The 20,148-nt window shown below is 46.0% G+C and carries 20 protein-coding genes; 9 read left to right on the forward strand and 11 right to left on the reverse strand.

Annotated elements, in window-relative coordinates; all coding sequences use genetic code 11:
- Positions 1-19 precede the first annotated feature (19 nt).
- Positions 20-643, forward strand: coding sequence for a GNAT family N-acetyltransferase (locus tag KFF44_RS06300; protein ID WP_255938252.1), 624 nt, complete (start codon positions 20-22; stop codon positions 641-643).
- A gap of 62 nt (positions 644-705) precedes the next feature.
- Here the strand turns inward: KFF44_RS06300 and KFF44_RS06305 are convergent, their stop codons facing one another.
- The 6 genes from KFF44_RS06305 to KFF44_RS06330 form a co-directional block, all read right to left on the reverse strand.
- A complete protein-coding gene (locus tag KFF44_RS06305) occupies positions 706-3,198 on the reverse strand; it encodes a TonB-dependent receptor (protein WP_255938254.1) in 2,493 nt (830 codons plus the stop codon).
- A gap of 101 nt (positions 3,199-3,299) precedes the next feature.
- On the reverse strand, positions 3,300-4,022 hold the full coding sequence (locus tag KFF44_RS06310; RefSeq protein WP_255938255.1) for a hypothetical protein: 723 nt from the start codon (positions 4,020-4,022) through the stop codon (positions 3,300-3,302).
- Between the two features lie 5 nt (positions 4,023-4,027).
- Positions 4,028-4,753 carry an SDR family NAD(P)-dependent oxidoreductase gene (locus KFF44_RS06315; RefSeq protein ID WP_255938257.1) on the reverse strand — a complete coding sequence of 242 codons (726 nt, stop codon included), beginning with the start codon at positions 4,751-4,753 and terminating at the stop codon, positions 4,028-4,030.
- Between the two features lie 38 nt (positions 4,754-4,791).
- Positions 4,792-5,196: a tautomerase family protein gene (locus KFF44_RS06320; protein ID WP_255938258.1), complete on the reverse strand. Its 405-nt coding sequence runs from the start codon at positions 5,194-5,196 to the stop codon at positions 4,792-4,794.
- A 12-nt stretch (positions 5,197-5,208) separates the two neighbouring features.
- Entirely contained in the window at positions 5,209-5,526 is a 318-nt protein-coding gene (locus KFF44_RS06325; RefSeq protein ID WP_255938259.1) for a hypothetical protein, read from the reverse strand.
- 33 nt (positions 5,527-5,559) lie between these two features.
- Positions 5,560-6,783, reverse strand: a complete 1,224-nt coding sequence (locus KFF44_RS06330; protein WP_255938260.1) for an NADH:flavin oxidoreductase/NADH oxidase family protein — start codon at positions 6,781-6,783, stop codon at positions 5,560-5,562.
- A 111-nt stretch (positions 6,784-6,894) separates the two neighbouring features.
- Here KFF44_RS06330 and KFF44_RS06335 point away from each other — a divergent pair, with 111 nt between their 5' ends.
- The 6 genes from KFF44_RS06335 (at position 6,895) to KFF44_RS06360 (ending at position 13,348) form a co-directional block, all read left to right on the forward strand.
- Positions 6,895-7,395, forward strand: coding sequence for a helix-turn-helix domain-containing protein (locus KFF44_RS06335; protein ID WP_255938261.1), 501 nt, complete (start codon positions 6,895-6,897; stop codon positions 7,393-7,395).
- Positions 7,385-8,848: a coniferyl aldehyde dehydrogenase gene (locus KFF44_RS06340; RefSeq protein WP_255938262.1), complete on the forward strand. Its 1,464-nt coding sequence runs from the start codon at positions 7,385-7,387 to the stop codon at positions 8,846-8,848. Before KFF44_RS06335 ends, KFF44_RS06340 begins: the two co-directional genes overlap by 11 nt.
- Before the next feature lie 4 nt (positions 8,849-8,852).
- A complete protein-coding gene (locus KFF44_RS06345) occupies positions 8,853-10,445 on the forward strand; it encodes a GMC oxidoreductase (protein WP_255938264.1) in 1,593 nt (530 codons plus the stop codon).
- Positions 10,446-10,449: 4 nt separating this feature from the next.
- Positions 10,450-11,661, forward strand: coding sequence for a TauD/TfdA family dioxygenase (locus KFF44_RS06350; RefSeq protein ID WP_255938266.1), 1,212 nt, complete (start codon positions 10,450-10,452; stop codon positions 11,659-11,661).
- Positions 11,662-12,137: 476 nt separating this feature from the next.
- A complete protein-coding gene (locus KFF44_RS06355) occupies positions 12,138-12,620 on the forward strand; it encodes a PAS domain-containing protein (RefSeq protein WP_255938268.1) in 483 nt (160 codons plus the stop codon).
- A gap of 293 nt (positions 12,621-12,913) precedes the next feature.
- Complete coding sequence (locus tag KFF44_RS06360; RefSeq protein ID WP_255938269.1) at positions 12,914-13,348, forward strand: ion channel; 435 nt, start codon at positions 12,914-12,916, stop codon at positions 13,346-13,348.
- A 17-nt stretch (positions 13,349-13,365) separates the two neighbouring features.
- On the opposite strand, the gene KFF44_RS06365 is transcribed toward KFF44_RS06360, so the two are convergent.
- Both KFF44_RS06365 and KFF44_RS06370 read right to left on the reverse strand, forming a co-directional pair.
- On the reverse strand, positions 13,366-13,686 hold the full coding sequence (locus tag KFF44_RS06365; protein WP_255938270.1) for a helix-turn-helix transcriptional regulator: 321 nt from the start codon (positions 13,684-13,686) through the stop codon (positions 13,366-13,368).
- A 199-nt stretch (positions 13,687-13,885) separates the two neighbouring features.
- Positions 13,886-15,385, reverse strand: a complete 1,500-nt coding sequence (locus tag KFF44_RS06370; protein WP_255938271.1) for an NADP-dependent isocitrate dehydrogenase — start codon at positions 15,383-15,385, stop codon at positions 13,886-13,888.
- 107 nt (positions 15,386-15,492) lie between these two features.
- On the opposite strand from KFF44_RS06370, the gene KFF44_RS06375 reads away from it, so the two are divergent.
- Positions 15,493-16,353, forward strand: coding sequence for a LysR substrate-binding domain-containing protein (locus KFF44_RS06375; protein WP_255938272.1), 861 nt, complete (start codon positions 15,493-15,495; stop codon positions 16,351-16,353).
- A 291-nt stretch (positions 16,354-16,644) separates the two neighbouring features.
- The gene (locus KFF44_RS06380) at positions 16,645-18,249 is read left to right on the forward strand and encodes a hypothetical protein (protein ID WP_255938273.1); all 1,605 of its coding nucleotides are present in this window, start codon (positions 16,645-16,647) and stop codon (positions 18,247-18,249) included.
- Between the two features lie 112 nt (positions 18,250-18,361).
- Here the strand turns inward: KFF44_RS06380 and KFF44_RS06385 are convergent, their stop codons facing one another.
- Genes KFF44_RS06385 through gspM form a run of 3 tightly spaced genes read right to left on the reverse strand, consistent with a single transcriptional unit; the run spans position 18,362 to position 20,147 of the window.
- On the reverse strand, positions 18,362-18,955 hold the full coding sequence (locus KFF44_RS06385) for a hypothetical protein (protein ID WP_255938274.1): 594 nt from the start codon (positions 18,953-18,955) through the stop codon (positions 18,362-18,364).
- Positions 18,955-19,659 carry a type II secretion system protein N gene (gene gspN / locus KFF44_RS06390; RefSeq protein WP_255938275.1) on the reverse strand — a complete coding sequence of 235 codons (705 nt, stop codon included), beginning with the start codon at positions 19,657-19,659 and terminating at the stop codon, positions 18,955-18,957. Before gspN ends, KFF44_RS06385 begins: the two co-directional genes overlap by 1 nt.
- Positions 19,656-20,147, reverse strand: coding sequence for a type II secretion system protein GspM (gspM, locus tag KFF44_RS06395; protein ID WP_255938276.1), 492 nt, complete (start codon positions 20,145-20,147; stop codon positions 19,656-19,658). Before gspM ends, gspN begins: the two co-directional genes overlap by 4 nt.
- Position 20,148 lies beyond the last annotated feature (1 nt).

Below are 20,148 nucleotides of genomic sequence, written 5' to 3' on the forward strand. Positions count from 1 at the left end.
ATAGATCGGCATTAAATTTATGCAGGAAAAAATTAGATATGATGGCGCGAGCCGAAGATTTGAGCGCTTTGTTGATGAATTAGAAACGACTCTAAGGTTTAGGCCTATTGTCCCGGAAGATAGAAGTTTGTTCGAAGCAGGGATTCGTGGGTTGTCTGACCGTTCTCGTTATCTGCGGTTTTTTACCGGTTTCAAAGAAGCGCCGCCCAGAATACTTGATTTGTTATCTTCTGTTGATGGAAAAAGGCACGTTGCCTGGTGCGCGCTCAATATAACGAATGAGGCTGAGACTGAGACAGCGGCGGCGGCGGCCCATGCGATAATGGAGCCATATGATAGTGATGAAGCAGACCTCGCATTTGCCGTGATCGATGATTATCAGGGCTACGGAATTGCTCGTATGTTGATCTATTCGGTTGCTAAGGATGCGTTTAATGTAGGTTTGACAAGATTTAGGGCTACCGTGCTTGCGGAAAATCACCACGCTCAACATTTAATGAAGCATTTAGGGGCGTCAATTAGGGATGCGAGCGGCACGACATTGGAATATGAAGTGTCAATTTCAACCATGATTGAGAAGATAGAAGAAGCAAAAAATCCAGCGATTTTACTAGACTTTACTAAAGAATTTAGTCGCTTGTGATTTCTCAGCGCTGAGCTAACGAGGGCCACAAAAATGTGGCCCTTGTATTATATTTTACTGTATCAAAATTTATATCGAATAGTAGCGCCATAAAATCTAGGTTCCTGAAGGAAAGCGCCTACCGATCCAAGGTCACCAGCGGTTGGGCTTGTGAAGCCACGAAGAGGCACGTTAAAAGAAAGCCCTCTTGTTTGCTGGTCTGTAAGGTTGGTAACCCAGGCCTCAAATGTGATGTTTTCATTAAAGTGGATACCAGCGCGAAGGTTGATTTTTGCGTTTCCTGGCTGGAAGTCAAAGGCAAAGGGCACATCACTACCGACAACGGTTGGCTGCGTAGCGGTTCTACGACGGGATTCGTACTTAACCGACCCTGTGATGAAAAAGTCCATCGTATCACTGAGGGGGGCTTCGTAGGTAAGGCTCGCTAGGCCATTGAAGCGCGACGAGTTTGTCAGTAATGATCCGCAAAGGTTCTGAGTTCTTATAAATAGGTCCTCGGAAACCGTGCCTTGAAGGCCGTCGGCGCAATTTTCCGGGTAGCGTGCATTGGCATAAGTCCCAGACAGATTGAAAGAGAAAAATTCGTTTAAGTTGCCTTGTACCTCAAGTTCCACACCGGTGCTTCTTGCGCGTGGCACGTTAAAGGTTTGGAACTGAGCTCCCGTGAATTCCAAAACCTGAAAATCGCTTAGGTTCTGATGGAAAAACGCGAAGTTTGCGGTGATGCCATTTGGTAGTGTCGCTTTTAAACCTGCCTCATAGGAATCGATTTCTTCAGAGTTGAATATCGGGCTGGCACCGCCGGACGCAGCAGTAGGGTCCAGGTTAAAACCACCAGATTTGAAGCCGTGGGTGAAACCTGCAAAAAACAGAACATCATCGGAAACCTGGTAGCTACCTTTGATGGTATAGACGAGCTCGTCGTCTTCAAACCGATCATTGAAAGTCTGTGGCAGCGGTAAGAATTGAGCAAATGGACTATCGGCAACAACAACAAACGGGAAACAGCCAAAACCAACCACTAACGGCGTGAGCGCGTCAGGCACCGGAATAGGGGCGCCAGGCAATACCGCGCCTTGAAGGCCTGCAAAACAAGCATTTGACTGCGCAGACAGCTGTGTAAACTGTCCGTCCTTACTTTCATCCACATATCTAAGGCCAACGGTTAAGCTGATATCTTCTGTGATATCGAGAATGTTGTGGGTGAAGATTGAAAAGGATTTGCCATTCTGGGTGAAAAGGTTGTTGGCAAAATCACCTGTATGATCCACACCACCGGTGAAAAGAGCGAATGGATTGGTGCCAAATGGAAAGGCCGCTGGAGCGCCTGCAGCACCTAATATGGAAGCGTCGATCGTAGGCTGAAAATCATCCCCGAGAACGAAACTTTGAACTTCTGAAATGTCTTCGTCTGAATAGTATGCGCCGATGAGCCAGTTTAGGCGTGAATTAAACGCTTCCCCCTGAAGACGAACTTCGTGGGTGAAATTTTCGATTGTTGTATCTGAACCAAACCGGAAAATGTCTGCGGCAGTAAAGTCACTATCCTGATCGGAAATAGCATCGAATTCTCGGTAGGCGCCGATATAAGTGAGGGTCGCAGCACCAAAATCCTTTTGAATTTCAAGCGAGACACCGAACTGATCTGACGGGTTGAAAAACTGATCTGCGTTTGAACGACGGTTATCCAGCGCCTCTAACCCCACATCGGTGACGCCGCCATTTGCTGGTGTTACGCCTGCAACGTCAAAAAGAGGGGCAAAAGGTGTTTCTGTGAGCAAAACAGCGTCACAGCATTCATCATCTGTCTCTGCATAATCAAAAATGGCTCTAACCTGCCAACTGTCATCGGGTTCCCATAACAACTGCCCGCGGAGAACATAACGGTCTCTAGAACCACTTTCTGCACCCGTTGAACTTTGCAGGAAGCCATCACGGCTTCGGTATGCCCCCGAGAGCCTTATGCCAAGTTCGTTAGTTACGAGAGGAAAGCTGACGCCGCCCTGAAAGTTTACCTGGTCGAAGTTGCCGTAGGTCGCATTGGCAAACCCTTCAAGTTCATCAAGATTCGGTTTTTTTGTGGTGACGTTAAGAGCGCCAGCGGATGTATTTCGACCAAAAAGGGTTCCTTGTGGGCCCCGTAATACTTCGATTTGGTTGACATCCAAAAGGTCGGTTAAAGCTACACCGGGTCGGGATAGGAAGACTCCGTCAAGAAATACCCCGACAGAACTTTCAAGGCCGATATTATTACCTGTGGTGCCTACACCCCTGATGCGAAGCGTGGTACCCCCGGTTTCAGTTTGGGCACTATTGATATTAAAACTTGTAGACAGGCTTGTAAGTGCGACTATGTCATTTACGCCTTCGCGTTCGAGTGCGCTCTGACTGAGGGCAGTGACGGCGATTGGCACGTCTTGAATACTTTCTGCGCGCCTTGTGGCAGTAACGATAATCTCATCTACTGTCGTGTTATCGGTTTCTTGTGCAGATGCTATCCCACTATTTAGCGATAGTGTAAGCGCGCTCGTTGCAAGCAAAGTCCATTTCGTCATATAAAGCTCCTCCCCGAACTTAATGTGGGCCATCACCACAATGGCCAGTTAAATCACCTAATCAGCGGCTCTCCTTACCGCTGGTAAACAAATTGATCTATTCATGTTATCGAAAACTCGATATTACCCAATGCGCCGAAATCGGCTCGATAAGAGCCTTTATCTGCCGCAGGAGTGGCTCCGCATGCGCCGGTCATGAACAAGGTATTCTGGGTAACTTTATGACCGCGCTTTTGCGCTTCCCCTAGCATCCAGGAAACCCCATTCTGTGGGCCTTCAAGCGCCTGAGAAGTCATAGCCTGATTGACAATTTCATCATTTTTGAAAAGGGTTATCGAAGACGAATTAAAGTCATCTTCCCATGGTATGAATGTGCCAATAATGAATTTTTCAGTACCCATGTTTGAAATTACAAGATTTGAGGCATTCAAATCTTCCTGACGTGTGAAGCAAAGGCGTACAAACTCGATGGCAGGCGCAATAGAAACTGGTTTGCCAGTATGATCCGCTCTTACGGCAACTTCACATTCGATAATGCGCTTTTCAATGTATGGGATGTTGCAGCTAGAATCCAATTGGGCGTTAGCGTATAAACTACCAATCAACGCATGCTTTAGACCTAGATATTGTTGAACAGGTTCTGCTGTGACACCTGCCTTGATACCCCCGACATCAGAAACTTTATTAGTGACTTTGTGCTGTAAATCGTATGCTGTATCCAGGTTGCAGCTCAGATTGAATTCAGGCCAATCTGCACCGCTTTTGATCGCGGTCGCTAATGTCTCTGCGATCTGAGCGGGGTCGTTAGCAGTATCGTTTGCCATGCTAATCACCATTTTTCACTGAAGGGGCGCATTTCAATTTCGTGCGTCCATGCGGACTTGGGCTGATTGTGAATATGCCAATAGCTGTCTGCAACTGCGTCTGGAGACAGGACACCGTTTTCTCCCAAGCTATCCATATATTCACCGTAACGCGAACGGGTACGTTCCGAATTAACGACACCATCAATAATAGCATGTACAACATGAACACCTTTTGGTCCGTAATCACGTGCGAGTGCCTGCGCAAGCATTCTGAGGCCTGCTTTCATCGCGGCGAAGTGCGCAAAGTTCGGGCGGCCTCTCAATGATGCAGATGCGCCTGTGAAGAAGAGGCTTCCCTCGCCTTGTTCTTCAAGAAGGGGTATCGCCCGCTTTGCTGTTAGGAAGGCACCATAAGACCCGATACGCCAAAACTGTTCATAGGTCTCTGACGTTAATTCTGCGAAAGGGATCACTGCATTGTTGCCTGCATTAAATAGTACCGCCGACAACGGGCCGAGTTTGGCAACATGTTCAAACAACGCATCCTGGTCTTTTTCTTGTGTCACATCGACCTGCATCGCTTCAGCTGAATGACCAGCCGTTTTGATTTCGTCTGCAACGCTTTCAACTTTTTCAAGCGTACGGCCTGTCACCACAACATGATGGCCTTCGGCTGCAAACTTCCTGGCAAGCGCGCCACCAATTCCTTGGGAAACGCCAGCCCCTAAAATAACGACAGTTCCATTCATTTCGATCTTCCTCTCAGTATTTGCTTTTCTTGAGGGGCTTAGCTGCTGGCTAGTTTGGCTTCATGCGCGGCAAGCCATTCCTCTTCTTCTCCGGGCTCAGGCAACAGGTCGCCACCTTCCATAACCCAACTGGCCGGTGTATCTGTTGTTACGGCAACGATATCATCAAGCTCAATACCGGTATGGTGATTGATCGAAGCACGCATGCGTTCGACAATTTCAGCTTTCTGTTCATCAGTACGCCCGGCGCGAATTTGGCCTAATAAAAGCGCTTGACTGTCGCCGATAGGAACATGGGTGGCTTCTTCAAAGAAAAAAGCATGTACGAATGTTGGTGGTGCAGCGGTAACTTCACAATGAATATCTGTTATGTCTTTTGCGATCGCTGCTTTCGCTTCGTTGGTGATCAGGCCTTTACGGCTGTTACATACATAAAGTGGCATCGTCTATTCCCCTTAAGCTTGTGGGTCAGCGATTACGCCGACAACTTCATTGATTGATAGTCCTGTGCGCTCAAGCCACACATCGCAGAGCTTTTGTAAAAGTGGAACCCGTTCGGATGTCTCTAATTTTTTTGGTGATTGCATAGACACAAGAATTGATGTTGACGGTACACCTGCTGTAAAGCCACTTTTTTCCGGTACTTCAATCCATACCACCTCGGCAGCTGAGCCAAATGATTCTGATGTGAACTGTGTCATATCATCCTTTAGCTGAGCTTCTAATTCTGATGAAACCTGTCCTGCCTGAACAAGGCACATTACTGGTATCATGTTTTCCCTCCTGTTTTCTCAATCCCAATAATTCTAAGATGCACGAACTCGCTTTACAGCGCGACCATTTTTCCAGAATTTATATAAAACTTCTGCTGCGGATAGCGCACCACGGGCTTTTCGCTTGGGCGCTTTTCCTTTTGCAATACGTTGAAGTTGCAATGTGTACCAACTGATTTCCATGATCGCCATGGCATCCAATTTCTTAATTCCAGATTTGATTGGCTCAACAGTAGAGCGATATCCAGGATCTTGGAGGGCATGGGTGGCAAATTCTGGGTCAACAGCGAATGGGCGAGCAACGCCCACAATGTCAACAGCGCCGCTTTGAATAGCTTCGTTCATGCCAGCTGCGCTTCGGAAACCGCCCGTTACCATTATTGGTGTATCAATTTTCTTTTTGATTTTTTCCGCATATTCAAGGAAGTAGGCTTCGCGTTTGCGAGTGCTTTCCTTGATGGCACCTGTTCTATTAATTGGATTTTCCCAACTTCCACCAGATATTTCTATTAGGTCAAAACCGAGATCATCGAGAACTTCTGCTGTTAGCAGAGATTCTTCTTCGCCGAATCCACCCTTTTGGAAATCAGAAGAGTTAATTTTGATTCCGACGTTAAAGTCTTTTCCTGTTTTGTCTCTGACGGATTTATAAAGTTCGCGAACAAACCGTATGCGGTTATCAAAAGAGCCGCCCCACTTGTCAGTCCGGCGATTGTGATGGGGGGACAGGAATTGTCCGATAAGATACCCATGCGCTCCGTGCAGTTGGATGCCTGAAAACCCCGTGGCTTCACAGCGTTCTGCCGACTTGCCGAAACGTTCAATTATATCTTCAATCTCAGGCTCTGTAAGCTCCCTTGGCGAGACGAACATTTCGTTCGGGATCGGCACCACGGACGGTGAGACTGGCTCGTCATTCACCATTTTAGGGGATTGCTTACCAGGGTGACTGATTTGCGGCCAAATATGCGTGTCGGTTGAGTTGCCAGTTGCAGCCCATTGAGCAAGCATATCGCCGTTTGCTTCATGAAGGGCATCGACAACGAGGGGCTCGTTCATATGACGACCATCAACCATCATGTTACCCGTTACCAACAGGCCTGCGCCGCTTTTGCTCCAAGCCTCATAGAGCGCAATATGATCTTTAGTAATCTTGCCATCAGGGGTGGCCATCGCTTCGTTCATCGCGGCTTTTGAAATTCGGTTTTTTAGGACCGTTCCTGATTTGAGCTTCAATGGTTCCGCTAGAGTAGCCATGCCAATAGATCCTTTCGCTCTGAGTATTTAGTGATAAATCTAGTTTTATCATGAAACTACTTGATTAATAACAAAACTAGTTCTATTATGCAACTGTTTTTGGAGGGTGAAATGAAACAGACGTCTTTTGCTGAGATGAGATGTTCGGTCGCGAGGGCTTTGGATCAAGTGGGATCATGGTGGTCGTTGCTGATTATTCGTGATGCCATGATGGGCGCCCGTCGCTTTAAAGATTTCGAAAGTTCGCTCGGAATTGCAAAAAATACCCTGACAAACAGGCTAAAAGAATTGCTGGACAATGGTATCCTGAAGCAAGTGGAGCCAGAGAATGGCAGTAAATATCTCGATTATGAATTGACCGAAAAAGGCAGAGATCTGGCGCCAATCATTATGACCTTGGCTCAATGGGGCGATAAATGGTCTGTTCACGAAGATGGTCCATCGTTTGAATTAAGAAATAAGCGATCTGATGAAGAAATCAGCCGACTTTGGCCGCGCGATCATGACGGAACTGCCATTGATCTGGCTGATGTCATGCTCTCGCGTGAAGGGCGGAACGGGCAAGAAACTCGAACGATTGCACCAGAGGCAGGAGGCTTGAATGACGATTGAAGGCGGAAAATTTGAGGCCGATGTAAGGGGTGAATTAAATCAACTTCTTCTCGCTCAGAAGAATGCATTTCTCAAAGACCCTATGCCGAGTAGGAAAGAGCGCATTAGACGGCTCGATAAAATTCACAATCTTCTTGTCGATAACCGTGATGCTTTTGCAGAAGCTGTTAATAAAGATTTTTCTGGTCGGCCAAAAGCTGAAACTGACCTCGCCGAAATAATGCCACTGTTGGACGGTATTGCATACTACCGCAAACGTGTCGGAATATTAATGAAGCCGGAAAGGCGTGGTGTTCCGATAACCGTTATGCCGGCAAAAGTAGAGGTTAGATACCAGCCTAAAGGTGTGATTGGGATTGTCGTGCCATGGAATTTCCCGATCTTTCTCGCATTGTCGCCGGTTATTGGTGCGATTGCCGCTGGGAACAGGGTCATGATGAAGGGGTCCGAGTTTGCACAGAATACGAGCGAACTTCTTAAGGATCTGCTTGCCAAAACATTCTCCCCTGATGAGATCACAATGGTGACAGGTGGGGTCGATGTGGCGTCAGAATTTACGAGGTTGCCTTTTGATCATATGGTCTTCACAGGCTCCACTACGGTTGGACGTAAGGTAATGCAGGCTGCTGCTGAAAACCTTACGCCTGTGACCTTGGAACTTGGGGGCAAATCACCAGCGATTATCCATCCTGATTTCCCAATTGCAGAAGCTGCAAATCGGATTGCCTTTGGCAAAGGGATAAATGCTGGCCAAGTCTGCGTTTCCCCGGATTATATTCTATGCCCGAAAGAAAAAGTAAATGAGTTTACTGATGCCTTTATCGAGGCAACGAAAAAGAGCTACCCAACTCTCAGGAACAATGAAGATTTCACCGCAATTATTACCGAGAGGCAAAAAGAGCGATTGGAATCATACATTGATGATGCATTAGCAAAAGGTGCAGACCTTTTGACGGTTAACCCTGAAGATGAAGACCTCTCTGGCACCAGAAAGCTGCCGACAACGCTTGTTTTGGGGGCGACTGAAGATATGCTTGTGATGCGCGAAGAAATCTTTGGCCCAATTCTGCCTGTATTGCCTTACGATAAGCTTGAGGATGCGATTGCTTATGTCAATGATCGACCGCGCCCACTTGCTCTTTACTATTTCGACTGGAACACAAGCCGGGCCGATGAAGTGTTGGGTCAAACCCATTCAGGCGGCGCCTGTATCAACGATACTATGAGCCATGTGATGTCTGATGATATTCCGTTTGGAGGGGTTGGTCCTTCTGGAATTGGGCACTATCACGGTGAAGAAGGTTTCAAGGCTTTCAGCCACGCAAAAGGTGTTGTCAGAAAAGGGCGCATAAATGCAGCTGCCTTCATTGGGCCGCCTTGGGATAATATGATGTTTAAGGGTTTGATGGCGCTCCAGGAACTGCGTTTCCGTCGTCGTCGGATCAAGGACTAAGCCCATGAGACCAGCCAGTGCATCCTATGATTATGTGATTGTTGGAAGCGGCTTCGGCGGATCTGTTAGCGCACTTAGATTGTCGCAAAAGGGATACCGGGTCCTGGTTGTTGAAAAAGGACGTCGTTTTGAGACCAAAGATATTTCAAAGGGAACCACACGACCTGGCGCCTGGATATGGGATCCGAAAATTGGCCTAAATGGTATAATGAAACTTACCTTTCTCAAGCATGTTGGCGTCATGTCGGGCGTGGGTGTTGGAGGTGGTTCGTTAGTATATGGTGCAACACTACCGACACCAAAAGATAGCTTCTTTCAAACCGGGTCGTGGGCAGGGCTAAATAATTGGAAAGACGCTCTGGAGCCACATTACCAAACTGCTCTTTCAATGCTGGGTGCCACTAAAAATCCTCGTCTGACAGCAGCGGATTTTGTGCTTCGCGACTTAGCTCGTGAAGTAGGGCGTGAAGACACATTTGAAGCCACGAATGTGGGGATATTTTTCGGCGATGATGGGGAAGCAGGCCAAGAGGTTGCTGATCCATATTTCGACGGCAAGGGTCCAAAACGCACCGGATGTATCCAGTGCGGTGACTGCATGACGGGCTGTCCATATGGTGCAAAAAACTCACTGGACAAAAACTACCTTTATCTTGCTGAAAAGCTAGGAGCTGAAGTTCTCCCTGAAACCGAAGTTTTAGACGTTAAACCCGCAGGTGCCCGTGATGGCAGTGAAGGGTATTTCATTAAAGCACAATTTGGTAAAGAAAAGCCGCAAATCGTTAAAGCTAACGGTGTTATAATGGCCGGCGGTGTTATGGGTACTGTTCCCCTTCTTCTAAAACTTCGCGATGCGGGGTCTCTGCCGCGCCTTTCCGAAAAACTTGGTAAGGATGTGCGTACCAATAACGAGTCTCTCACATCAGTTACAGCGGTTGGAAAAGATCCCAAATTTAATGACGGCGTCGCTATTGGATCTATTTTTCATCCTGATGAACACAGCCATGTCGAGCCTATAAGGCTGGGGGCAAAATCGGGGCTGTGGCGTTTGATGCTATTGCCGATGGCAACGGGGGGATCGCTGATCGCTCGTTTGGGGTCATTATTTAAAAATTGGATCACGGACCCGATCCGTGGAACCAAAGCAATATTTACTTCAAGCTTTGGCCCTCGAACTATTTGCCTTCTTTTCATGCAGCATCTCGACAGTAGTTTGTCGATAGAACGTGGAAGGTTTGGTCGGTTACAATCTAAATTAGAGCCCGGGCAACTGCCGCCGTCTGCGGATATTCCCTTATCGAATAAATTAGCCCACCTTACCGAGAAGATTATTGGAGGTAAAGCAAGTCGGCTTGGCGTCGAGATATTAAGGGGGGCGCCAGCGACCGCGCATATATTAGGCGGCGCAGTCATGGGCAAAGATGAAACTACTGGCGTTATTGATGCTGAAAATCACGTGTTTAATTATCGGAACCTTTTTGTTTGTGATGGCTCCGCCATTTCGGCAAACCCCGGTGTTAATCCGTCCCTCAGTATTACCGCTATCACCGAGCATGCGATGAGCAAAATCCCGCACAAATCAGTTGGAAAGGAATAAAGAAATGTCGATACAAGTAACACCAAATGGAGAGGCTTGTGGTGCTATTGTGGCTGGTATTGATCTTTCAAACCCAGTTTCAAGCGAAGAGATTGCTGAAATACGTAAAGCATGGTTGGAGCATCATGTTCTTATATTCCCAAAGCAGGTTTTGACTGATGATGACCTGGAGAGGGTAAGTCTCTATTTCGGTGAATTTGGAGTTGATCCCTTTATCAAGCCGATTGAAGGCCACAAGAATATTATCGCAATTCAGCGTGAAGCCGATGAAACCAGCCCTATCTTTGCGGATATTTGGCACACGGACTGGAGTTTTCAGGAAGTGCCGCCCGCCGGTACCTGCCTTTATTCCGTCGACGTTCCCCCCGAAGGCGGTGATACCCTCTATGCCAATCAACATCTGGCGTTAGAGAAAATGCCTGAGGACCTTCGAAAGCGCCTGGAAGGAAAATATGCCTTTCATTCCGCTATGATGGGATATTCCAAGAAAGGTTCATACGGTGACAAGGATGAAGGCCGAAGCATGGTAATCGAGGCGTCAGATGACGCGCTCGAAAAACAGGCACATCCTATTATCAGGCAGCACCCGGAAAGCGGAAAAGAGGCCATTTTTGGAACAGCTATTGCCTATATGGTCGGCATTGAAGGTATGCCTCAAAAAGAAGGAATGGACCTTTTGATGGAATTGCAGCGTTGGCAGGTTCAAGAAGAATTTGTCTATCGTCACAAATGGGAAAATAACATGTTAGTTATTTGGGATAACCGAAGCGTTTTGCATAAGGCAACGGGTGGTTATGAAGGGTATCGCCGCGAATTACATCGAACCACAGTCGCAGATGATGTGTCCCGCTGGAAAGAAAAACCCGTCATGAGAAATACATCGATTAGTGAAGACCAGTCAGAGTCTGTTGCAAAAGAGCGTATTTCAATATCAGGCGCTGATGATATTATGGCTCAACTTAAGCCTGCCGTCGATACATTTGGCGGCTTCCCCAATCCTGTGAAAATGAATTTTGGAACTGCTGGTGTATTCCATATCTCCGGTAAGGACATTGTAAGGGAAGACAGACAAGCCGACTGCACAATTTCTATGGCACCTGAAGTGTTTGAGTTAGTAATAAACGGCGATATAGACGTAATGGGGGCCGTGATGGAAGGCAAGGTCCAGGTTGAAGGTGACTCTTCAATTGCCATCAGTTTGCAGGGATTATTCTGAAACATTTTCCGAGGTGGCCGAGCATCAGTTCGGTCACTAAAAAAGAAGCTTAACTAATAAAGTAAATCAGTTCAGAGTTTCTCAATAGAATAATTCGAAAGCGGCGGCTGTTGCTTTCAAACTTCTGTTGAAGCAGACTTGCGTTTGCTGTTGTTGATAGTGTTTAAGTTTCTCGTTGGAAAAAGGGTAAATGATGGCAATTGGAACCTGTATGCTTTCTACTCAATAGGTGAGTAGTATGTTGGTGTAATTTCTTGGTCCATCAAAACAAATGAGCTGAAAATCTTAACTCCAGCGATGATTAAGTATTTAGGGTACTGAACGTTAATAAAAATACATAACGCATATTATTTATGCGAATTTATAACTATTCATGCGTCTATTAGTATTTTCGACTATTTTAATATCCGGCGAAGTTTAGTATCGTATTCTAGAAATTTAGTTGTTTGAGAACTATGAAGCGTTAATATTGAATTATGTTTCACTCTATTGACCTAGATAGTATTCCAGAAGCACATCCGGTTTATGTGTTTAATCGCTTCTGGAGTGATCATTTAAGTGCAGATGGCATCATGCGTCGGTCTGAGTTCGATCCGATGGATGTGCCGCAAATTATTCCCTGGATGAATGTTTTTGATTATGATCCTGGCGCAATCGGTAACGAGTTTTCGTATCGCTTGTCTGGTACAGGTATCGTGAAATTATTTGGGGGAGAGCTTACGGGCCATAAGCTTGGGCATATGATGCAACAACAGGGCCTTAAAGAGCGGCTCGCTGCAGATATGTTTAGATGCCTTGAAAGCAAAATACCTGCGTTTAGCGAGTCCTATGTGGTATTAGAGGGGGTTGATCCGGTCGATATATACCGCGGTCTTTTCCCTGTTTCCACAAATGGCACGTCAATCGATCAATTATTTGCAGTGTTGGCGGATAAGAACCTGAAATTGACTGTTGAATAGATAATTTCGTTGATAAACGATGTAGTCGCTTGAATATAAAGAGTGTGTATGGTTCAAAATCCGCCTGTTTCATGAAAGAACGGCATTTATGATTGTCTGGCCAAATTGGCTTATTTCCCATAATTCTATGTTCATCTATACAGATATTGGATCGTTTGCTATGAGATGATCTACGATGTCTGCCGTGTGTGGAGCGATTTAGTGCCAGCATTACAACGCGGCGGATCAAGGCTTCTGCTCCTTTCTCTGAGGTGTTATAGGTAGAGAAGATTATTGATTTATATAGGTAGGCTATGGTTGCGCAATTAATGATTGGGACAGTCCTGATCGCTTTTACCGTTATGTTACAGGCATTCTTTTTCTATATCGCAGAGGTTGTTGCGGATAAGTTTGCACCTTGGCTATATCATAAGAAACGCCACGCTAAGGCGGCATTGTCGCTTACGATTGTAACATTGTGGGTTATGGCTGCGCACAGTATCAGCGTGTGGATCTGGGCATTTGCCTTCTTGCAAATAGGTGTTTTTACGGCGCTTGAACCGGCACTGTATTTCTCAGTTGTTAGTCTAACAACCCTCGGGTTCGGTGATGTGTTGTTGCCAACTGAATGGCGACTTTTGGCCGGCCTTTGTGCGGCTAATGGATTGTTGATTTTCGGCCTCAGTACAGCGTTCCTGGTTGAGTTTTTGAGGAATTTCTCCCAAGCAAGAACGCGGAATACTGAATAAACCTGAAATCAAATGATTTAGGCCGCGAGTGTTATCAGCGGCTTTTGTGCCATATTTGCTGTGATAAAGCTGCTAGCACCATTAACCCAATCAATAAGGCAAGGGTTAAACAGCGAATAATAACGTTTTCGGCCATGTTTTGTGCAGACCAAAAGGCCAGCATAACTTAGCTGCTTCAAAAGGTTCGATGTTTTTGCTTCGTTTAAACCTGTTGCCATCGAAATTTTGCTGACATTCAATGGGCCATTTTCCAACGCCTTAAGAATTTTTAACCGGGCAGGGTTTGACAGCGTTTGAAACAAGTGCGCTTTCAAGTCGATATGATCAAGTGTATCCATGTCTGTCTCCATTTTTATTTTGCCACCTCATCCCAGTGGAACATTAACTGAGGCATATAGGAACCTCGGGCAGGGATGAGGCGGCGATATCAGCCTTTGCTTGCTGGCTGAATAAAAAAGGCTGTCACACACGTTTTGATATCAATCAGGGAAGATTTCTTGATACCTATGGGCACACGGGTGTAACAGCCCAGGGCAACTATTGTCCTTGTGCTAGCGAGTAGCCAGGTTGTCCGTCAAAATTATATAAATTCTCTGTTTTAATTACGTCGACACCTTCAGCGATAAGCGTTGCCAATAGCTGTGGTATGCAACGAGGGTCGATTGATTTGTCGTTGCTACCCATAAATCGGCAGCGCCAATGATCAGAACAAAGTGTTGATGCTTCGCCGTTTGGCCAAACCTTGACCCCGCGATTGGAAATCATTTTTAACGTGACTTCACCAGAACAGGCGTTGTTCAAAAGGGCTGCCAATTCATCAACATGACCAGCATGATTGGCGAATACGTCAACACCATGAAGTGTTTTTGCACCGCTTTTTTGGTCTGGATAATTGACGATCGGTAATTTTGTTTGCGTGCGCTTCGGTTTTACAGCTTTAAAACCTCTTGGCTCTTGTCCCAATCGTTCGATCACAGCATCGGCAAATTCATTGGTGCCAACAACGCGCTCGTTTAAATGGCTAACTTTGAGATCGGCAGTGTGAATACCATCATCCAGTGTTTTGAGCCATGCATTGTGGACTTTCGCTGCGACATCATGCTGGCCTACATGGTCCATCATCATAACACCCGCGAGCAACAGTCCTGATGGGTTGGCGATATTTTGTCCTGCGATATCGGGTGCTGAGCCGTGAACGGCCTCGAACATTGCACAGTCATAACCTTTGTTATATGACGCGCCGATGCCAACAGATCCGCTTATCTCTGATGCGATATCTGATAGAATGTCGCCGTATAGATTACTTGTTACAATAACATCAAAATCACCAGGGCGTGCTGCAAGCCTTGCTGTTCCGATATCGATGATCCAGTGGTCGCTTTCGATTTCCGGATATTCCACTTTAACTTCATTAAAGACCTTGTGGAAGATACCATCGGTTAGCTTCATGATATTGTCTTTTGAAAAACAACTAACCTTCTTGCGGCCGTGAGCCATGGCATATTCAAAAGCATATCTGATAATGCGTTCGCACCCACTTCGGCTAACGAGCTTCAGACACTGGTAAACTTCGTCGGTTTGGCGATGCTCTATCCCAGCATACAGGTCTTCTTCGTTTTCACGAATGATGACAACATCCATATTTTTGTGGATCGATGGCACAACCGGAGAAAGCGAATAGGAAGGACGCACATTTGTAAACATGCTGAAGGCTTTGCGAAGCGTAACATTAAGGCTTTTGTAGCCGCCGCCTTGCGGTGTGGTGATTGGCGCTTTGTAAAGAAGACCTGTTGAGCGAACAATATCCATTGCGTCTTCAGTAATGCCGGATGTGATACCTTTATTATATTCCTGTTCGCCGATTGCAATGCGTTTGATATCAAGTTTTGCACCAGCTGCTTCCAGAATACGGAGGCATGCATTCATAATCTCTGGCCCGATACCATCGCCTTCCGCAACAACAACGGGTGCAGGGCTACCATCATTAACGATGAGACGCAGGTTAGAGAGGTCTTTCTGGTTCAGCTGTACGTTCATACTTACTCGCTCCGAATTAGAATTTACGAGTGATGTATCAGGCTTCTATTGATTTTAAAAATTGAAAATACTATATTTAGTTATCAATAAAAATGATGGATAGTGAAATGCAGGTTAACCTCTCGATTGATTTGGTACGAACATTTGTGACGGTTGTTGATTGTGGGAATATAACTCAAGCGTCTAAGTATTTACTGCGCGGTCAATCAGCGATTTCAATGCAGATTAAACGCCTGGAGGACTTGCTTGGGAAAAAGCTGTTAACGCGGTCCAAAAGCGGCGTTGTCATGACGGGAGAGGGCGAACGTTTTTTGCCGGATGCTCGTGAACTTCTGAAATTGAACGATGATATTTACATGAAATACACGAATGACAGTGTTGCGGGCACTGTTCGAATTGGTGCACCAGAAGATTTCGCAACCAGCCATTTGCCGCAAATCCTTTCGAGCTTCTCAAATACATATCCAAATGTTGCCCTTGAAGTGACATGCGAGTTAACGATGCAGCTATTGGACGATTTCGGCGCAGGTAAACTGGATTTGGCCTTGGTGAAACAGGACCCGGATGGATCGCCGCTCGGCATGCAGGTATGGCGCGAACCATTGGTATGGGTTGCATCGGATAGCGCTTCTGTTTCAAGCATGCCAGTGGTTCCACTTGCGTGTGCACCGAACCCCTGCGTTTACCGCGAAAGGGCGATTACGGGATTGAAACAGCTGGGTCGTGAATGGCGAGAAGCTTATATTTGTACATCCCTGTCCGGGATACACGCTGCGGTCCGTGCGGGCTTAGGGATTGGTGTGTTACCAAAAGAAATGGTTCCAAGTGATCTTAGGATTGTGAATTCTGAAAAAGCAGGCCTGCCAATGCTACGGGCGACTGAAATGGCGTTGATCGAGGCTAAAAACCTAAGTAAAGCGGCCGAACGATTGCGGGAATACATTATTCAGGAACTCGAACATAAGTAGAAATTTGTTTAGGTTTTTGAAACAATAGTTATAATGCGGTAATAAAATTACTCAATTTATGGTTAATTTATGCTGTTAATAACTTATTAACATTTTTTCGTTTGCGAAAACACTTCTTTGGTTGACCTCGCTTTAAAAAAGAGTTCAATATGAGCCACCCAGTTATTAACTTTTGTTATAGGTTTATGAAATTTTTTGCTTCAGGTGGGATTTTTTGAAGCATAAAAATTTCAGAAAACTGTCAAAAACATGTTGATAATTTGTATTGGGGATTAAGGGAGAAGTAAAAGTATGAAAAAGTTAAAAGTTCTATTGGCGTCAAGCATTCTCGCGACAAGCGCTATCACTGGCAATGTTGTTGCCCAAGACCCCGAAGACATAATCAAGAGTTACCGTGTTGAAACTCGCGACTGTGACGGCGGCGGTTGTGGCTCTATCAGTATGATGGACCGTCAAGGTGTAAGTGATTTTCTTGCACAGATAACTGCTGAGGGTGAAGCAAGGTCTGCCTCTGGTGCAGCTGGTGGTACACGTATTTCCCGCCGCGACACCCAAGTTGTATATCTTGATTTTGATTCCAGCCCAGCAACGTTCAATGTTTTGACTTCCACTGGTGATGTTTTCTTCACATTCAATGCTCATGAATACACTCAGGAAGAGCGTGATGCTGTTCAGGCTCAAATCGCAGCAGACTATGCACAGTTCAATTTCTCATTCACGCAAACTCAGCCAACAGAGGGTAATTTTACAACATTACTGATGAACTGTAACACGAACAATCCAGCATTCCCTGGTCCTGTTGGTGGCGCTTGTTTGAACCTTTCAGCAGCTGGCGGATTAAGCATCCTGTTTGGTCAGGCGGAAAGCATTGACTTCCGTAACCTTGATATGGCGGATGATGCATTTGTCGATGGTAACCTTTGGGAGTTCCTAATTCAGTTCGACCCAGATGGAAGCCTGTTCACAGCGTTTTCTGGAATTCCACTACCAACAGAAGTTGATGAAGGCGGTAATACCGTTGTTACAGCTGAAGGTATTGAAATTGTAAATGCTGCGATCGTTAATCAGGTTGCAAACACTGCTGCACACGAACTTGGCCACATTCTTGGTCTTCGTCACCATGATAGCTTTGGTGCGCTCGGCGATGGTATCCCAACAACTGGTACACCTAACCCGAATGCGTTCATCCCAGTTGTTGACGCTGGTGCAAATGCTGCTGAGACAACACTTCACCTAATGGCTTCTGGCGCGAGTGCTGGCTTGTCATTGAACGGTAGTGCTGCGGTTGACCGTTTCCTTTCTGAGCGTTCTGCAATCAAGATACAGACATCAGAGCGCGGTCGTTTAACCGAAGAGCAAGCTCTAAACGAAGACCGTAAGATCAAACTTAAGCGCCTAAATACACCAAACACTATTTTGGAAGGTGAAAATGCTGGCGAACCTCTTATCAGAGTGCGCTCAAACGTTGTTCAGGGCCGCATTGATGAAAGCGGTGAAGTTGATCGTTATTTCTTCAAAGCACCACGTGGTTTGACATTCCTGAACGCTGAATTGGTTTCATTCTCAGGGAATACAGCCGACCCAATGATCGGCACACTGCGCGTATTCTATGTTGAACGCAATGGTAACCTAACTGAGATTGCAACAAACATTCAGACGTTTGAACCGTTTGATCCACTGATCCTTGATCTGCAATTGCCAGAGCGTGGTCAATATATGATCGAAGTTGAAGCGCCAGACACAGTATTCTTGGACTTTGACGGTGATGGTATTTTCTCTGATCCATTCCCACTTGATGCTTCTGGAAACGGCGCGCTTCGCACAGGTGACTACGAGCTTCTAATGTATGTTGCTGGTGGTGCACTTCAGGGCGGCGTTCGTACTGGACAGCAATAATCAGCTTAAACTAAGCTTAAACTGTAAAACCCCGAGGTTATTGCCTCGGGGTTTTTATTTTTCGATTAGAAATTATACGTGAGTAACGGCGTATTTGTTAAGTCTTCAGATATTACGCGTCGTTGCAACCAATCAAGCCAGCAACAGGCATAACAACTTCCCAACCTTCGTTATCTTTTAATCTGAGTGTCGCTTGTCGTACTATCGCGCCGCCTGTAAACCCTTTAGTTTGCTGGGCAGTGAAGCTAAGCCGGACATTGAGGCCTGATCCGCTGAAAGCTTGATCACCGGCAATACCCAGATAGGATAACCCTGAAGCCTGATTATTGGATAGTCGCGTTTGTAAATTATCGAGTGACATTAATGCTGTCTGGTTTTCTGTGTCGGTATAGAAAACAAGCTTTCGCTCTGGTAGGCTGGCCCATAGGAAGAGGCCACATCCCTTTTCGATTAAGGGCTGGGCAGGTAATTCGCCGATCCTAGTGATCAGACGAAGATCAGCAGGCACTGCGGGTGCTTCTGGCGCCTGCTCAACAAGGTCGTTGGAGGTGACAATACCTCCGCTTTGGGGTTGTTCCGTGGAGGTAGGCGGCGTTGTTTGCTGCGAAAATTCAGCGCATGCTGTTGCAAGCAATGTTGCTGACAGAAGAGCAATCATGCTTTTTGATTGGTATTGACGCTGTGAATTTTTCTGTATTGATTTCATTACCAACGACCATTTCGCGTTAATATATAGCTATTCCCCTGTTGCTCAAACCCTTGATAGGTTAAGGCAAGGGCAAGGACTGGATTATCGCTATAGACGGTTATTTTATGTTGAAAAAGTCCATTTGTGTGAAGAACACTGTTAATTTGAACACTGTCCTCGTTTTTGACACCGCCCATATTGATGCGGAAATTACCATCTTCACAGGTAATGGGCCCCTCTAGCATCGGCCCTTGCCATTTTAGCGCATCCTGTGAGCGAATTAACGCGTCAGTTTGGGCGTTACCCGTTACATTAACGCATGCGCCGTTCCTGTTTATTTCCAGCTCTTCGATATTGAATATTAAATTGCCAATAATAGCTTCTTGCAAATTAAGGGGGGCAAGATTGATATTGATCTTGGCATTTGAAATGCGTGGATTTGAAAAGAAGCCAATGTCAGCATGACCACTGCCTCGCAGTGATCGTGAGTTTGCTTCCCATTCACCGCTGGCAGACATCAGAATGAAGGAAAAGGGATTAGCTTTGAATGACAGAGAAGTGGAGCCAAATGGCGTTTCTATATTGCTTGCGGTGCCGTTCCAGATTGTGCCTTTGAATTTTCCTTCATTACTTGCGGGCTCTAAAATAGCAAAAGGTAATTTGGTGACCACAAACCCGAAGAAGAAAATGACGAATAATAGGGTTAAACGCTTGAATGTCATGCCGCTGCCCCGCTTTTGAGCAGTAACTGCACCCGGATCAGGCCATTATTATCATTATTCAAGGACGCGCGCGCCACATAGATACCGTGTTGTTTTTGAAGCTCCAAAACCCACTGATAAAAGACAGTTGTTTCGACGCTATCAACCCAGACATTCAGGCCACTCGTTTGATCAGGCTGCAAACGGGTTAACGTTAAACCGAGCTTTTGTGCGCTTTGGCTAATCACTTGCCTGACATCAGCGTCAGTTGTCGCCAATTTCTGTGTATCGTTTTCTTGAATTCTTGAAGCTTCTAAAATGGCGCTTTCTATAATCGCGGCATCGCTAATCGCAGCCTCATATTGATACTGCAATTGGTTTCTATGCTGTTTGAGTGGCAGGTACAGTAAAAAATACACCAAAAAGAGAACAATCATTACGGCCATGATCGTCAATAATATACGTTCACGGTCATCCCGGTCATACCACCATTTCATCAAACTGGTCATG

It is taken from the genome of Kordiimonas sp. SCSIO 12610, assembly GCF_024398015.1.
GTDB lineage: Bacteria > Pseudomonadota > Alphaproteobacteria > Sphingomonadales > Kordiimonadaceae > CANLMI01.

Bases quoted from the DNA above. Each gene is read 5' to 3' on its own strand.
- KFF44_RS06380 (WP_255938273.1), top strand. From the start codon at position 16,645: ATGAAAAAGTTAAAAGTTCTATTGGCGTCAAGCATTCTCGCGACAAGC.
- gspN (WP_255938275.1), bottom strand. From the start codon at position 19,659: ATGACATTCAAGCGTTTAACCCTATTATTCGTCATTTTCTTCTTCGGG.
- gspM (WP_255938276.1), bottom strand. From the start codon at position 20,147: ATGACCAGTTTGATGAAATGGTGGTATGACCGGGATGACCGTGAACGT.
- KFF44_RS06305 (WP_255938254.1), bottom strand. From the start codon at position 3,198: ATGACGAAATGGACTTTGCTTGCAACGAGCGCGCTTACACTATCGCTA.
- KFF44_RS06320 (WP_255938258.1), bottom strand. From the start codon at position 5,196: ATGCCACTTTATGTATGTAACAGCCGTAAAGGCCTGATCACCAACGAA.
- KFF44_RS06310 (WP_255938255.1), bottom strand. From the start codon at position 4,022: ATGGCAAACGATACTGCTAACGACCCCGCTCAGATCGCAGAGACATTA.
- KFF44_RS06375 (WP_255938272.1), top strand. From the start codon at position 15,493: ATGCAGGTTAACCTCTCGATTGATTTGGTACGAACATTTGTGACGGTT.
- KFF44_RS06370 (WP_255938271.1), bottom strand. From the start codon at position 15,385: ATGAACGTACAGCTGAACCAGAAAGACCTCTCTAACCTGCGTCTCATC.
- KFF44_RS06365 (WP_255938270.1), bottom strand. From the start codon at position 13,686: ATGGATACACTTGATCATATCGACTTGAAAGCGCACTTGTTTCAAACG.
- KFF44_RS06300 (WP_255938252.1), top strand. From the start codon at position 20: ATGCAGGAAAAAATTAGATATGATGGCGCGAGCCGAAGATTTGAGCGC.
- KFF44_RS06345 (WP_255938264.1), top strand. From the start codon at position 8,853: ATGAGACCAGCCAGTGCATCCTATGATTATGTGATTGTTGGAAGCGGC.
- KFF44_RS06335 (WP_255938261.1), top strand. From the start codon at position 6,895: ATGAAACAGACGTCTTTTGCTGAGATGAGATGTTCGGTCGCGAGGGCT.
- KFF44_RS06360 (WP_255938269.1), top strand. From the start codon at position 12,914: ATGGTTGCGCAATTAATGATTGGGACAGTCCTGATCGCTTTTACCGTT.
- KFF44_RS06385 (WP_255938274.1), bottom strand. From the start codon at position 18,955: ATGAAATCAATACAGAAAAATTCACAGCGTCAATACCAATCAAAAAGC.
- KFF44_RS06350 (WP_255938266.1), top strand. From the start codon at position 10,450: ATGTCGATACAAGTAACACCAAATGGAGAGGCTTGTGGTGCTATTGTG.
- KFF44_RS06315 (WP_255938257.1), bottom strand. From the start codon at position 4,753: ATGAATGGAACTGTCGTTATTTTAGGGGCTGGCGTTTCCCAAGGAATT.
- KFF44_RS06355 (WP_255938268.1), top strand. From the start codon at position 12,138: ATGTTTCACTCTATTGACCTAGATAGTATTCCAGAAGCACATCCGGTT.
- KFF44_RS06330 (WP_255938260.1), bottom strand. From the start codon at position 6,783: ATGGCTACTCTAGCGGAACCATTGAAGCTCAAATCAGGAACGGTCCTA.
- KFF44_RS06325 (WP_255938259.1), bottom strand. From the start codon at position 5,526: ATGATACCAGTAATGTGCCTTGTTCAGGCAGGACAGGTTTCATCAGAA.
- KFF44_RS06340 (WP_255938262.1), top strand. From the start codon at position 7,385: ATGACGATTGAAGGCGGAAAATTTGAGGCCGATGTAAGGGGTGAATTA.